At 61.9% G+C, this 15,058-nt stretch carries 9 protein-coding genes; 5 read left to right on the top strand and 4 right to left on the bottom strand.

Going from position 1 to position 15,058, the window contains the following annotated elements; genetic code table 11:
• Positions 1-470 precede the first annotated feature (470 nt).
• Positions 471-659 carry a hypothetical protein gene (locus LLJ08_RS09475; protein ID WP_125842915.1) on the top strand — a complete coding sequence of 63 codons (189 nt, stop codon included), beginning with the start codon at positions 471-473 and terminating at the stop codon, positions 657-659.
• Between the two features lie 34 nt (positions 660-693).
• Here the strand turns inward: LLJ08_RS09475 and LLJ08_RS09470 are convergent, their stop codons facing one another.
• A complete protein-coding gene (locus LLJ08_RS09470) occupies positions 694-2,415 on the bottom strand; it encodes a potassium/proton antiporter (protein ID WP_228208807.1) in 1,722 nt (573 codons plus the stop codon).
• A gap of 205 nt (positions 2,416-2,620) precedes the next feature.
• Here LLJ08_RS09470 and LLJ08_RS09465 point away from each other — a divergent pair, with 205 nt between their 5' ends.
• Together LLJ08_RS09465 and LLJ08_RS09460 are read left to right on the top strand one after the other, a co-directional pair.
• Entirely contained in the window at positions 2,621-3,112 is a 492-nt protein-coding gene (locus LLJ08_RS09465; RefSeq protein ID WP_228208806.1) for a phosphatidylglycerophosphatase A family protein, read from the top strand.
• 223 nt (positions 3,113-3,335) lie between these two features.
• Positions 3,336-5,213, top strand: a complete 1,878-nt coding sequence (locus LLJ08_RS09460; RefSeq protein WP_228208805.1) for a pyruvate kinase — start codon at positions 3,336-3,338, stop codon at positions 5,211-5,213.
• 444 nt (positions 5,214-5,657) lie between these two features.
• Here the strand turns inward: LLJ08_RS09460 and LLJ08_RS09455 are convergent, their stop codons facing one another.
• Positions 5,658-7,658, bottom strand: a complete 2,001-nt coding sequence (locus tag LLJ08_RS09455; RefSeq protein ID WP_228208804.1) for a TonB-dependent receptor family protein — start codon at positions 7,656-7,658, stop codon at positions 5,658-5,660.
• 523 nt (positions 7,659-8,181) lie between these two features.
• Here LLJ08_RS09455 and LLJ08_RS09450 point away from each other — a divergent pair.
• Together LLJ08_RS09450 and aldA are read left to right on the top strand one after the other, a co-directional pair.
• Entirely contained in the window at positions 8,182-10,338 is a 2,157-nt protein-coding gene (locus LLJ08_RS09450) for a PQQ-dependent dehydrogenase, methanol/ethanol family (RefSeq protein ID WP_228208803.1), read from the top strand.
• 16 nt (positions 10,339-10,354) lie between these two features.
• Positions 10,355-11,791, top strand: a complete 1,437-nt coding sequence (gene aldA, locus LLJ08_RS09445) for an aldehyde dehydrogenase (RefSeq protein WP_228208802.1) — start codon at positions 10,355-10,357, stop codon at positions 11,789-11,791.
• 136 nt (positions 11,792-11,927) lie between these two features.
• Here the strand turns inward: aldA and LLJ08_RS09440 are convergent, their stop codons facing one another.
• Entirely contained in the window at positions 11,928-13,907 is a 1,980-nt protein-coding gene (locus LLJ08_RS09440; RefSeq protein ID WP_336512841.1) for a sigma-54-dependent Fis family transcriptional regulator, read from the bottom strand.
• A gap of 320 nt (positions 13,908-14,227) precedes the next feature.
• On the bottom strand, positions 14,228-15,037 hold the full coding sequence (gene eutC, locus LLJ08_RS09435) for an ethanolamine ammonia-lyase subunit EutC (RefSeq protein WP_226688041.1): 810 nt from the start codon (positions 15,035-15,037) through the stop codon (positions 14,228-14,230).
• Positions 15,038-15,058: the final 21 nt, after the last annotated feature.

Raw genomic sequence — 15,058 nt, 5'->3', positions numbered from 1 at the left:
TTTTGTTCTAAATAAGCTTCGCGTCTTGGTGTAGCAGGACGAGCGAGCAAGCCGACGAAAGACACGCGAATGAAAATACATTTCAGGGAAGACACCGCACGAGCCTTTGAGCGCCGCAGGCGACAGTTCAGCCTCGCATCGACGCTCGTTGTGCTGACTGGCTTTGCAGTACTCGCTTACACCACTCATGAAAGCGAGGCGTTCGGCATCGTGGAGGCCGGGGTGGCGTTTGGAATCGGCTTACTGGTGTACCTGTTAAAGGTTTGGCTCTGGCGGTGCCCCACCTGCAGCGCGCCCCTGGAGATGGGTGGCCTGCACGTTTCTGACCTACGCCGATCCCATCGGATCGCATGCAAGCGATGCGGGGCAACGTATCCTTGAACATCTCGCGGGGCGACTCCAAGGCGTTGAAAAGCCAGCGAGACGCCCCCAATTTAGTCGCCGATCACCTTCCATTCTGCGAGACGTTCATGAACACACCCATAATGGTTCTTTGCGCCGTGCTAAGCGTCGGCGTGGTCGGCGCAGGCGTCGTGCTTGACCTGCGCGCCGCCGATCGAGATCGTGCAGCCAGAACAACCGACTACAACAACCCCAACACCCTGCTCACCCTTCGTCACTCGCGCCCGGACACGAAGGGTACCAAGCACAAGGCGTAATGCTTGCACTCGCTCCCGCTTCGCCCGAAGGCAGTTACGAACGGCTGGCAGGCATTGCTTGGATGCCAACGGTCGTAATGCGGCCCAGCATCTCCTCGCGTACCGTAAGCAAGGCAGAGCCGGACATGAGCTCGGCGCCCTGGGCTGCACGGCCGTCTAGGGCATGCTTCATTACGTGGTCGAGCGTTTGCTCCGACTCGGCTTCCAGTTCGATGCCATAGGAATTCCATACGTCCTCGACCTTGGTGCTGCCCTTGAGCCTAAGCTCAAGGCTCGGCAGGTCCGTTCTGGATGCCTCTACGGCCTGAGAGAATACGCAGTCAACGAATGGCTGGTTGTTCGGCTTGAGCACGACAAACAGATGATCACCGGCTTCAAGCCTGGTCGACCCTCGAGGCGGTATGACGGCCGACCCTCGCGTGATCATCGCCACGACTACGCCTTCGGGCAACGCCATCTGCGAGAGCAAACGGCCGGCGGCTCTCGCATCGTTACCAAGCGTGTATTCGACGATTTCCGCGTCGACATCGTGGAGTGACGAGATTTCGAGAGTCGCGGCGGGCGCCGCCGGTGGCTTCTCCGTCAGCCCCAGCTTGCGCGCGACGAGCGGGAGCGTAGAACCCTGCACTGTCGCCGATAGCAGAACCACGAAGAACACAACATTGAAGATCAGGGGCGCATTAGGCAGTCCGAAAAGCAACGGGAAGATTGCCAGGATGATCGGCACCGAACCACGTAGGCCTACCCAGGAAACAAGTGCCGTCTCCCTGAGATTGAATCCAAAAAGCGCAAGCATTGGTGCGACGGCCAACGGCCTGGCCAGCAACACCAGGACCAGTGCAATCACCAACCCCTCGACCCAGACATCGAGCAGCGAAACCGGATCGACGAGCAGGCCGAGGACCACGAACATCGTGATCTGGCTAAGCCATGCCAGGCCATCCATGAACAGGAAGGTGCTGCGCTGGAAAACGAACTTCTGGTTTCCGATCATCACGCCAGCGACGAAGATCGCCAGAAATCCGCTGCCGCCCAGATTCGCGGATACTCCATAGGCAAGCAATCCGCCGGCTGCAACAAGCACTGGATACAGGCCGGTCGCGACCAATTTTATCCTGCTCAGCAACTTGAGTATCGACCATCCGACACCAAGCCCGACCAGCGCACCTATCCCCATCTGCATTAGAAACAACTGGAGCAGCCCCCAGCCCAGTGGCATGCCGTTGACCAGCACCTCCAACAAGCCCACCGTCAGGAAGATGGCCATGGGGTCGTTGGACGCGCTTTCGATCTCCAGCACCGACTTGAGCCGCTGATTGATGTGAATTCCGGCGTTTCGCAAGAGAGAAAATACGGCTGCAGCATCGGTCGAGCCGATGATCGCACCCAGCAACATGCCTTCCAGAACTGGAAGCTCAAGCATCCAGGCAGCTGCGAGCCCCGCGATTGCGGCCGTTGCGAGTACCCCAACTGTTGCCAGCAGAGAGGCTGGCTTCCAGACCTTCCTTATGGACGAAACGGGCGTTTGCAGGCCGCCGTCAAAAAGGATAAGCGCCAAAGCCAGGGTGCCGAGGGCATGCGCGGCAACGGCATTATCAAAAACGATCCCGCCGATACCGTTCTCACCTGCAAGCATGCCGGTGATCAGGAACAACACGAGCACCGGCAGCCCCAGACGGGCCGACAGTTTGCTGGAGAGCACACCGAACAGGATCAGTACTGCTGCCAGCAGCAATAGCTTGTCAATTGCAAACACCGAAGGTCCTTAATTATCTATGCACCGCATTTCTCGCGAGCAGACGCAACGTCGTGATAAGCCGGCGAGCCGACCACACCGCCGTATCAGGTCACCGCAGTTGTAGCTCAGGAGTAAAAAGCGCTCATTTTGAGCGATGTTCGATACCTAGCGGTCGAATCGATTTCATGCCAGATGTTGCGAGGCCTTTCTCGCGCAATGCCAAATGGTCACCGTTGAGGTTCGACAATTGATCTTTGAGCAAGTCGTTTTATTGATTGCCACTGGTTTTGGGCTGGGATCATCGCCCTGGATGCCCGGTACCTTCGGATCACTGCTGGGGATACCACTGGCGTGGTGGCTCTGGGGGCAGCCGCTGACAAGACAACTGCTGGTCATCACCGCGCTGCTGGCGGTTGGCGTTCCGTTGTGTCACTGGGCCTCGCACTGGCTTGGAGGCGGCGATGCCCCGCAGATCGTTGCCGACGAGTACTTCGCTCTTCCACTGGTTTTTTTGGGAGCGGTCACAACCCATCGATGTTGGCTACTCGGTGGCGGATTCGCACTGTATAGACTTTTCGATATCACCAAACCGCCACCTATTGACTTCGTCGAAACCATTGGTGGTGGCTTGGGTATCGTTTTGGATGACGTGCTGGCCGCGCTATTGGCTTGGCTCATTCTGCGTGGGACACAAGCAGTTTGGAGACGCCCGTAGCTCCAGCTCAAGCCACCCTTACCGGCAGCGATTCTAGGCCCAGTCACTCCGCTGCTGTCTGAAACGTTGAATAGGCCAAGGTGCTCTCGGCTACAGGTCGACACCTCGTGTGCTGCTTTCTAGGACGACCCACTGGTCGGCTGTCATGAAACAGGTCCAACCTGCATCAGGTCAGTGTATACCGGTAGCGGCCGTTCGGACCGCAGGCTCTCTGGAGATTTCGATGTCGAAAAAGGCACTGCCCCCGCCCTCTGCGGCCTTGGATTTCAATCCATTACGCGTGCAACTCGAACGGCTACGTAACGAGATGACGAGCGACGCCTGCCTGGCATCGCTGAAAAATATCCAGGTTCATGAGTGCTACAGGCAAAGCGCCGAGAACCTGCTGCAGTACCTATGTCTTCGTCGCCATGACCTGCGCGAGTTACAAGCGCAGCTTGCCGAGATCGGTTTGTCGTCCTTGGGCCGCGCCGAGGCGGCAATACTCGCAGCTGTGACATCGGTGATGGGCGTGTTGCAGCGGCTCGAAGAGCCGAATACCCAAGAGCCCAAGGCCCGTGACCGTGGTCTCCACGAGGGTGAGCGTCTATTGGCGGCTCACGCCGACGCGCTGTTTGGAAAGGCCCGTGGCACGCGCTCGGTTCGAATCATGGTCACCCTCCCCTCTGAAGCGGCGCACAACCGCGACCTCATCGAAGCGTTGATCAAGGAAGGCATGGATTGCGCACGCATCAACTGCGCACACGATGACCCAGACAGCTGGCGTGCGATGATCGAGCATGTTCGTGCAGCGGAGAAAGCGCTTGGGCGCGAATGCAAGGTAGCGCTCGATCTCGCTGGGCCCAAGTTACGCACAGGCCCTATCGCAACGGCGCCAGGTGTAAAAAAGGTACGGCCCACGCGTGATTGCTATGGGCAAGTCATCAGCCCCGCCCACGTTCGTATTACATGGACGAATGCAGCCATAAACGAGTCCGATACCGACGCTTGTTTTATGGTTACAAGCGATAAAGCGCTGGCAGTCCGTGCAGGCGATACGCTTAGGCTGCGCGATGCGCGCGGCTCGAAACGAAAGATGAAGGTCATCGCGTCTGATGAGGAGGGGTGCCTGGCGGAGCTGAAGAAAACGGCCTACTTCACAGCCGGCAGGCAGATCAAACAGCGTCGGGCAGGCAAGACACTGGGACGAATGCGCGTTACAGGCTTGCCGCCGCGCGAGCAGCATTTGACCCTGCGGGTTGGCGACCTGTTGGCGCTGACCGCTGACGACCAACCTATCGATCCACCGAGCAACGACAATGCCGAGACCGCAAGGATAGGCTGCACACTACCGCACGTATTGGCGGCGGTCGCAGCGGGCGACCCTGTTTGGTTCGACGATGGCAAGATCGGCGCGCGGGTGGAGAAAGCGTCGGCCGAGGCGCTGATCTTGCGTGTCACCCAAGTCGCACATGCAAGCGGCTGCGCCAAGCTGGCAAGTGACAAGGGCATCAACTTCCCAGACAACGCCCTCCCAGTCCGAGCACCGACCGAGGACGATATTGAAACACTGGCGTTCGCGGCGAAACACGCCGATATCGTTCAAATGTCCTTCGCAAACAGCGCCGAAGACGTGATTGAATTGATTGATCATTTGGAACGACTGGACGCGACGCATCTTGGAGTAGTGCTGAAAATCGAAACCCGTGCCGGGTTCGAAAACCTGCCCAAGATGCTGCTCGCCGGCATGCGATTGCCACGATTTGGCGTCATGATCGCCCGGGGCGACCTGGCCGTAGAGACCGGTTTCGAACGTTTGGCCGAAATTCAGGAAGAGATGCTGTGCCTGTGTGAGGCAGCCCATGTACCAGTGATATGGGCAACCCAGGTTCTTGAAAGCCTGGCTAAGAAGGGAGCCCCGGCGCGCTCAGAAATTACCGATGCAGCCATGAGCGTTCGTGCTGAGTGCGTAATGCTCAACAAGGGGCCATACATTCTTAAGGCGGTGACAACCCTCAATGACGTGCTGCGCCGCATGCGGGAGCATCGCGCGAAGAAACGGGACTTACTTCGCTCGTTGCAAGTGGCTGGGCGGCAGGATGCAACCGGGGCGCTAAGCTGAAGGCTGCAGAAGGAAGGTGTCGCGGTCACTGGCAATGGTGTTCAGCAGTACTTTTCTTCGAGTTATCACCCGTCTGCCACTCGTATCTGCAGGCCCCATCCCACCCATATGGACGGCAATTGACAGCCCTTGGCTCGCCGATACTCGACAGCAACCTGCGGGCTCGTCCGGCTTTTTGGTTACGCCGCATGCGCGACCGGACCCGGTTCTCCCACCTGCGTTTTGGACTTCGCGGAGCGTGGAGACGCATCGAGCAAAAGTTGGAAGAGCGGCGTTCGAGGGTAGCCGACTGAGAGGTATGAGCGTGGCTGTGGAAGGAGCGCCAGCCGGGCGAGCCGATTGACGCTGGCGTGCTTCGCTTCGAGCGTGCGGGCCCCATCGCGACCCAGGAGACACTTATCTTTGACGCACTAAACCACAGCGCATCGCGACACTCGCTGGTTGTCATTCGAACGTCAGCTTCGCCCCGGCGTAGATCGTGCGGCCGGGGGCAGGCTCGTAGTAGCGGCCGAAGTTGTCGTTGATACGCAGGTTGTCGTAGTAGTCACGATCTAACAGGTTGTCGATACCGATGTAGGGCTCCCACCGTTGATCCCCCCACTGCAGCCGCCAGCCCAGGCGGGCGTTGGTTACCGCATAGCCAGGCACACGATCGAGGTTGGCGTTGTCCGCGTATTGGCGGCCATAGGCATTGACGTTGACCCGTGCATACCAGTCGTCACGGTCGTAGCTGACCTCAGCGAAGAGGCTCTGATGTGGTATCCCCGGAATGCGGTTGCCGTCGTTGCCCTGGAATTGCTCGAAACGATAGCGGTTGTAGGCCCACGCCCCGGTCAATCGCCAAAATCGCCCCAGCAACCAGTCCCCGCTGAGCTCCACACCGTCGCGGCTGGAGCGGCCCGCGTTTGTGTAGAAGGTGCGCCCGTCGACTTCGGGGACCAACTCGTCTTCGATGCGCATGCTGTAGAGCACCGCTTCGTAGCGCAGCCCGGGGTGCTCACCCTTAATGCCTATTTCGCGGTTGACCGACTGCGCCGCGCCGAGCGATGGATTGAAGCCGCCTCCGGTTGGATTGGCCATTTCGTTGATCGTTGGCGTCTCGAACGAGGTCGCGTAACGCACGTACGCCACATGATGGACATCCAGCTGCCGGCTCAGGCCCAGGCTGTAGTTCCAGTCCTCCAGGTTGCGCTCCCCCGAGGCATCGCCGTCGCTCAGGTAGCGGTCTTTGGCCTCGAGCCGCACGCTGTCATAGCGCAGGCCTGCGGTAAGCAACCAGGCATCGCCCAGGTTCACCTGGTCCTCGATAAACACACCCCGGCTGTCTGCCGTTTCGCGCTGACGTTGGGTAAGGACGCCGGTGATGCCGCCAGGCAGGTTGTCGTTGCGAGAGCGATCATCCCGCTGACTCTCCAGATCCACGCCGACGGTCAACTGATGGGGCAAGCCCGCCAGCTCACGGTGAAAGGTACGCTGGGCACCCACCCCGGCGAACCATCGGTCGTAGGCTGTCTGACCATTGGAGCGCAACGGGAGGCGGTTGCTGAACTCCCGCTGGCCGTAATAACCGCGCAGCTGGTAAGTATCGTCGCCTGCGGCCTTACCATCCCAAACCAACGAAAGGCGTTGCTGCTGGACGGTCTCGTCTGAATCGAACTGAAGGCTTTGTGGCCGCGCCTGGGAACGATCAGCCCGGACCTGGTCCAGGGTCAGCCCACCGGGGTCTTCGGCCCGGTTATCGATCGCATGCAGGGTGAAACCGAGCGTGCCACCCTGCCCCTGCCAGCGCAGCTTGCCGGTGAGGTGGTTGGTTTCGGCCGTCCCGTGGCTGCGGTAGCCGTCGAGTTGCGTTGCGTTGACCGCCAGCAAGGCGCCCAATGCTCCGGTGCTGCCACTGGTTTCCGCGCGCATCCGGCGATAGCCCAGTTCGCCGCCTGTCACCTCGACCTGAGTGCGCGGCGAGTCCCCTGGCTGTCGCGTCTGAATCGCCAGAACGCCACCGGCGGCATTGCCGTAGATGGTCGACGAGGGACCACGAATCACCTCGATGCGCTCGACCAGCGAGGTATCGAGGCCGTCCATTTCGGTCTGCCCGTCAGGCATCGTCAAGGGCACCCCGTCGACCAGCACCCGCACGCCGCGCACGCCAAAACTGGAACGGGAACCGAAGCCGCGAATCGACAGGCGCATGCCCTGTGCCAGGTTGTAGCGGCTCTGCGAAAGCGCGCCCGGAACGGGCCCCAGCAGGCTGTCGAGGCTGAGCAACTGCTCGCCCGGATGGTCCTGCGCGTCGACGGCGGACACCGCCATCGGCAAGGTAAACCAGTCGGATTCCGCTCGAGGCGAACTCACCCACAGGGGATCGAGCGTGAGCGGCTCGCTCGTCTGGGCGAGCAGTGAACCGGATACCAACGAGAGCGATCCGGCGAGCAGTAGTCGATGCATGATTGAGCCTTGTTGTTATTGAGTGACGATGCTGTCACCGACCTCTGTTGAAAAGAGCCTGACCAGAGGACGCGATTGGGCAGCCTTGGAGCCCAGCGCTCCGGCACACGTATTTCAAACTACAGAAACGACCGGAAGCGGGAAATCCTCCCTTAGCGTCATCAAGGCAACGCACATGCCAAGCGAGCCGGACGACTTCACCGTTTACCATTCATGCCCCCGAAACAGCCCTCAGCCCGCTGTCCTGCTGTTCCGGCAGTGCCTTCTGAATCGCCGCTCCGCATACAGGTGGTGATCGCGCGGCCTGGGTGCGCCTTTCCGCTGTCGCCAAGACGCGACAGTTGTCGCAGCCGTGCAACGGTCCAGGTGCGACAGACCGCACCAACCGTGGACGACTTGGATCGCGTCAGCCAGCGCCAGTGCTAGCTTTGCGGCCAAATTGGAACGCCTGGCACAGCGGTTGCTCTCTCCGGTTTAACTGCCCTGCGGGGCGGCCATAGCCAATAACAAGAGAGAGCCTTCGATGAATCAGTTCGATCCCTATTCGGGCCGACGGCCCACCGCTCTGCTTGGCGCCAGCCTTGCCGCGCTACTGTCCCTTCCGCTGCACGCCGCCGATGTAGACGGCCAGCGCATTGCCACTGCCGACGCAGAACCCGGCAACTGGATGAGCCACGGTCGCGACTACGGCGAGCAGCGCTACAGCCCACTGAAGAACATCACCGACGAAAACGTCGACAAACTCGGTCTGGCCTGGAGCTACAAGCTGGACATCGATCGCGGCGTGGAAGCCACACCCATCGTGGTCGACGGGGTGATGTACACCACCGGCCCCTTCTCCATCGTCTATGCACTGGATGCACGCACCGGCAAGGAAATCTGGAAATACGACCCCAAGTCCGACCGTTCCCGCGCCGGTGAGGCCTGCTGCGATGCGATCAACCGCGGCGTCGCCGTGTGGAAAGGCAAAGTCTACGTCGGCGTGCTCGACGGTCGCCTCGAAGCCATCGACGCCAAGACCGGAGAGCGCGTCTGGTCGGTCGACACCCGCTACGACAAGGAACGCAGCTACTCCATCACGGGTGCGCCACGCGTCGTCAACGGCAAGGTGGTGATCGGCAACGGCGGCGCCGAGTTCGGCGTGCGCGGCTACGTCACCGCCTACGATGCCGAAACCGGCGATCAGGCCTGGCGCTTCTTCACCGTACCCGGCGACCCGGACAAGCCGGTCGAAGGCAAGGGTATGGAGATCGCCAAGAAGACCTGGCATGGCCGCGCGTTCGTCGAGCAGGGCGGCGGCGGTACCGCCTGGGACTCCTTCGCCTACGACCCGGAGCTGAACCTGCTCTACATCGGTGTCGGCAACGGCTCACTGTGGGATCCGATCTGGCGCAGCGAGGGCAAGGGCGACAACCTGTTCCTGTCTTCCATCGTCGCGGTCAACGCCGACACCGGCGAATACGTCTGGCACTACCAGACCACGCCGGGCGATGCCTGGGATTACACCGCCACCCAGCACATGATCCTGGCTGATCTAGAAATCGAGGGCAAACAGCGCAAGGTGCTGATGCAGGCACCGAAGAACGGCTTCTTCTACGTCATCGATCGCGCCACTGGCGAACTGCTCTCGGCCGAAAACATCGTGCCGATCAACTGGGCCAAGGGCGTCGATCTGAAGACCGGTCGCCCCATCGTCGATGATGAAGCCGCGGCCTACTGGAAGGGTGAGAAGAAGGCCAAGCTGGTCCAGCCGGGCTTCTGGGGGGCGCATGACTGGCACCCGATGTCCTATAACCCGAACACCGGGCTGGTCTACATCCCCGCGCACATCATGTCCGCCTGGTATGAGCACGTACCTGATGCGCCTGCGCGCAACAAGTTCAAGAGCATGTACCAGCTGGGTCTGAAGACCGGGATGATGCCCGAGGATCCTGAAGGCCTGGGCGAATACGCCGACACCTGGTCCGGCAAGCTGATCGCCTGGGACCCGGTCAAGCAAGAGCAGGCTTGGGAAGTGCCCTACGTCACCATCTTCAACGGGGGCACCCTGAGCACCGCCGGCAACCTGGTGTTCGAAGGCAGCGCCGACGGGCGGGTCATCGCCTACGCGGCCGACAATGGCGACAAGCTCTGGGAGCAGCCGGCCGCCAGCGGCGTAATGGCCGCACCCATCACCTACAGCGTGGACGGCGAGCAGTACGTGACCTTCATGGCGGGCTGGGGCGGTGCGTTCTCCACCTTTGCCGGCGCCCTGTCGCTGCGTGCCGGCGTGCAGCCCTACGCACAGGTGCTGACCTACAAGCTCGGCGGCACGGCTGAACTGCAGGAGCCGGCACCGCGCAAAGACGCCCCCGAGCCGCCACCGCTGACGGCCGATGCTACGACGGTCGAAGCCGGCGCCAAGCTGTATGACGGTTACTGCTCGCAGTGCCACGGTATTCATGCGGTCAGCGGCGGCGTGCTGCCGGATCTGCGCATGCTGACGCCGGAAACGCACAAACAATTCCTCGGCATCCTCCATGGCGCGCGCATTCCCGATGGCATGCCCTCCTTCGCCGAGGCGTTCGATCGCGAACAGATGGAGCAGATCCACCAGTACCTGATCAAGCGCGCCCACGACCGTCTCGAACACGGCCCGGACGACCTGCCGCAGCCCACCCAAAAAACGGCCAGCAACTGAGCACCAGGAGATCGACATGACTGACGCAATCACCTATCAGAACTTCATAGACGGCAGCTTTGTCGGCTGCGACAACCTCGTCGAGGTGCGCAACCCCGCCACTGGCGCCCTGCTCTCACGGGTCCCGGAATCCGATTCGGCCACCGTCGAGCGCGCCATCGCGGCCGCCCGCACGGCGCAGAAAGACTGGGCGAACAAACCTGCGAACGAGCGCGCCGGCTATCTGCGCACCATCGCCAGCAAGATTCGGCAGAACGCCGAACGCCTTGCCCGCGTCATCACCGAAGAGCAAGGCAAGATCCAAAGTCTGGCGCTGGTGGAGGTGAATTTCACGGCCGATTACATGGATTACATGGCCGAGTGGGCGAGACGCATCGAGGGGGAAATCATCACCAGCGACCGCCCTGGCGAGAACATCTTCCTGTTCCGCAAGCCGCTGGGCGTGGTCGCCGGCATTCTGCCGTGGAACTTCCCGTTCTTCCTGATCGCCCGGAAGATGGCGCCCGCACTGGTCACCGGCAACACCATCGTCATCAAGCCCAGCGAGGAAACGCCGAACAACTGCTTCGAATTCGCCAAGCTGGTGGCCGAGATCGACCTGCCCAATGGCGTGTTCAACGTGGTCTGCGGCAGTGGCGCCGGCGTGGGCAGTGCGCTGACAACCAGCAGCGGCATCGACATGATCAGCTTTACCGGCAGCGTCGGCACCGGCTCACGGATCATGGCCGCAGCAGCGCCCAACGTCACCAAGCTCAACCTGGAGCTGGGCGGCAAGGCCCCGGCCATCGTGATGAACGACGCCGATCTCGAACTGGCCGTGACGGCTATTCGCGCCTCCCGAATTATTAACACAGGCCAGGTCTGCAACTGCGCAGAGCGCGTCTATGTTCAGCGCGGCGTGGCCGATCAGTTCATCGAACGCATCGCCGGGGCCATGGCCGAAACCCGCTATGGCGACCCTATTGCCCAAGCGGATGTGGAAATGGGCCCTTTGATCAACGAGGCCGGCCTGCGCAAGGTCGAGCAGATGGTACGGACCGCCCAGAACCAAGGCGCTCATCTGATCACGGGCGGTGCCGTGGCCGATCTCGGCCAGGGCTTCCACTATCAGCCAACCATCCTTGCCAATTGCTCACATGACATGGAAATCATGCGCCAGGAGATCTTCGGCCCGGTGCTCCCAATCCAGATCATCGACGATCTCGACGAAGCCATCGCCATGGCCAACGACTGCGAGTACGGCCTGACCTCCTCGATCTACACGCGCGACCTCTCTACCGCGATGAAGGCAGCCGCCGGCCTGGATTTCGGCGAGACCTACATCAATCGCGAGAACTTCGAGGCGATGCAGGGCTACCACGCCGGGGTGCGCAAGTCCGGCATCGGCGGTGCGGACGGAAAGCACGGCCTATACGAGTACACCCATACTCATGCGGTGTACGTGCAAAGCTGAGTGACTTGAGGTGACCCAGAACCCCGCCCCGGCGGGGTTCTTGTTAAATGGACAAGCGAAGACCAGCGCCACCGCTAGGCGGACCGGCCGAGGATGCGCTCAGGGCGACCGAACGCATTGAGTCGTATGCGAGGCATCATTTGCGTAGCGCCGCCAGGCCGTAACGGTGCAGCTTGCGATATAGGGTGGCGCGGTTGATGCCGAGGGAACGAGCCGCAGATGCGACATTGCCGCGGTGCTGCTCAAGTGTCGTTTGCAAATGGGCCGCCTCGGCTGCATCCCGGGTCGTCGTTAGCGACTGTGCCGATGACGACCGCTCCGCGGGCACGGACACGACTTCCGGTGGCAGGCAGTCGGGACCAATCATCCCGTCGTCAGCGAGCGCGACGGCACAGCGCAGCACGTTGATCAGTTGACGCACATTGCCAGGCCATCCATAAGTGGCCAGGCGCTCCATTGCGTCGGTGGACAGCTCGACATGCTCATCCCCGGCCTCACGTGCCAGGACACGACGGATCAGGCCCCTACGATCCGCACGGTCACGCAAGGCGGGCAGCCTCACCGTCAAGCCATTGAGCCGATAGTAGAGGTCCTCACGAAACTCCCCCGCAGCGACCATCGCTGGCAGGTCGCGGTGCGTCGCACAAACAAGCTGCACGTTCAGCGCGACCGGTGTCGCGGCGCCCAACGGCACCAGCTCCCGCTCTGCCAGCACGCGCAGCAGCCGCGTCTGCAAGTGCGCCGGCATATCGCCGATCTCGTCGAGGAACAGCGTCCCGCCATTGGCCTGCTCCAGCTTGCCCTTCATCCCTTGCCGGCTGGCGCCGGTAAAGGTGCCGGCACGGTAGCCGAACAGCTCGCTCTCGATCAGCGACTCCGGGATCGCGGCACAATTGAGTGCGACGAAGGGCCCCGTGGCGCGAACGCTAGCCTCATGGATCGCACGCGCAAACGCTTCCTTGCCGGTACCCGTCTCGCCGGTCAGCAGCAGCGAGATGTCGCGATCAAGCACGCGGCGCAGCTTCTGGACGGAGCGTTGCAGGTCAGGGTCTTCCCCTGCCAGGTGCTCGAGCGTCGGCTCTGCCGGAACCACCCTCAGCCCACGCTCGTTTCTGGAGCGCCGCGCGGCGGTGGCCGGCATACGCAGCGTGACCTCTGCCGTTCCACCGGCTAGTGGCAAGGATGCACTGCGCTGGCCGCCCTGCGTCAGGGTGATCAGCTCATCCAGCGACATGGACAGGACATCCTGGACTGCCGCCCCCAGCAGAGGGATCCCATGGCCGGCGGCCTGAAAGGACGCCCGATTGGCACCGAGGATGCGGCCCGCGCCATCGATTGCCAGCAAACGCTCGTTGCCCAGATCACTGGCATCACCGCCCAGAGTCAGCATGGCACAACCGGCATAGCGTTGGCGGAAACTGGCGTTTTCGATAAGCCGCGCGTACAGGCTCACCAACTGGAGCGTCAGGTACTGCGCCTGTTTCGGCCCGCCACTGTTGAGGCACGAGGCATTGAGGCAGCCCAGCAATGCACCCTGGGGATCGAACAGAGGCGCCACCGAGCAACTCAGCATGGCGTTGCTGCTGAGAAAATGCTCGTCCCGGTGGATGATCAGCGGCTGGCTGGCGGCCAGCCCGGTACCGATGCCATTGGTCCCCACCAGTGACTCGTCCCAGCAACTGCCAATCACCAGTCCCGAGTCCGAATAGGGACTGTGCTGCCCTGGCAGCCTCGCGTCGAGCGTGATACCGCGGCGATCGCTGAGCAGCACCGCAAAACCCGCCGGGTTCAGGCGCCGCGCGAGCCCTTCCACGCCCTGGCTCGCAATGGCGAGAAAGTCATGGTGCTCCTCTTGATGCAGGCGGATCTCGTGGTGCTCGAGCTGAACATGGGAGGCAGGTTTAGCGGGATCGAGCCCGTGCTCGTAGACGCTGCGGTACCAGGATTCAGCAATCAACCGATCCGGATTGGAGCCTCGACCAGAGAAGTGCGTAGCAACGAACGCTGAAAGGTCGCTTGGAAGCTCAGATGGTGGGCGCGCGATCATGCGGGACTCCAAACCAGGCGCCGAGTCGGGCCGTGCGTAATTGTTTGTATTGGCAGGCAACGCAGCCACGCCCAAGCCTAGCACGGCCACATTACTCCAAGACGGGCGATCTGCTCACGGGCGCTGCGAGGTAAATGTATCGGTATCACGCTCCATACGGATGGAGCAGCCCGTGTTCCGGACGGTACGTCTCGATGGGGTGAGGACATCGAGCGAAACCGAGGCTTGTCGGTGCTTGGATCGCCACGAAACTGGTGCGCCCGAGCAACACCAACTCGTCCATGGTGCCCTATACCGCGGCGGGGCTCCGAGGCTCGAAAGGCGAACCCGGGTTTCACGGTGCCCTTCGCCGCTCCGTCCTTTCTGTCTACCTACTGGTGCATCCTCTTTCAGGCCAGGTCTGGCAGCAGGAAGTTGCCGGGCCCTTGTTTATCCAGCGTAGGCACCTGGGCTTCGTCCTTGAGATCGACACCGGACAGTTGCCGCCGGCAGGCTTCGCGCATCAGGTACATCAGGCGGAAGGCGGCCATGCCGTAGCTCAGACCCTCCAGACGGACATTGGAGATGCAGTTGCGGTAGGCATCGTTGAGGCCAACGCGTGGGGCCCAAGTGAAGTACAGGCCGAGGCTATCCGGCGAGCTGAGCCCGGGCCGTTCGCCGATCAGGATCACCGTCATCTTCGCCCCCAGCCGCTCGCCCACTTCGTCGGCCACCGCCACGCGGCCCTGCTCAACGAGCGTGATCGGCGCCAGCGACCAGCCTTCGGCGGTCACCTGTTCGAGCACGCGCGTTAAAAAAGGCAGGCTGTGGCGGCTGACGGCAAGGGATGACAAACCATCGGCGATGACGATGGCCAGGTCATGGCCGCCCCCGTGTTGCTTGACGTGATCATCCAGCAGCGCAGCGGACGCGTCGTCCAAACGCCGGCCCAGGTCAGGACGCTGCAGGTAGGTGTGGCGATCACTGGCAGCACTGTGCAGCAGCAGCGTGCCATGCCCCCGGGCGTGCAGTTCTTCACGCAGGGCTGCGTGGTCGAATGGCAGGTGCACAGCGTCTCGTGCCTGGGCATGGGCGAACTGGAAATCGAGCTGGGCGCCGGTCGGCAGGCTGGTGCCGGCACGGCCCAGCGCGATGCGCGCGGGGGTCAGCTGGCGCAACTGTTGCCACGGGTTCTCTGTGGCAGGGGCGTTATCGGTCATACGTACCTCTGCATAAGTGAG

This window comes from Stutzerimonas chloritidismutans, assembly GCF_020783375.1.
Lineage (GTDB): Bacteria > Pseudomonadota > Gammaproteobacteria > Pseudomonadales > Pseudomonadaceae > Stutzerimonas > Stutzerimonas kunmingensis.
The sequence above is the reverse complement of the archived record's forward strand: the minus strand, read 5'-3'. Positions and strand labels throughout refer to the sequence as shown.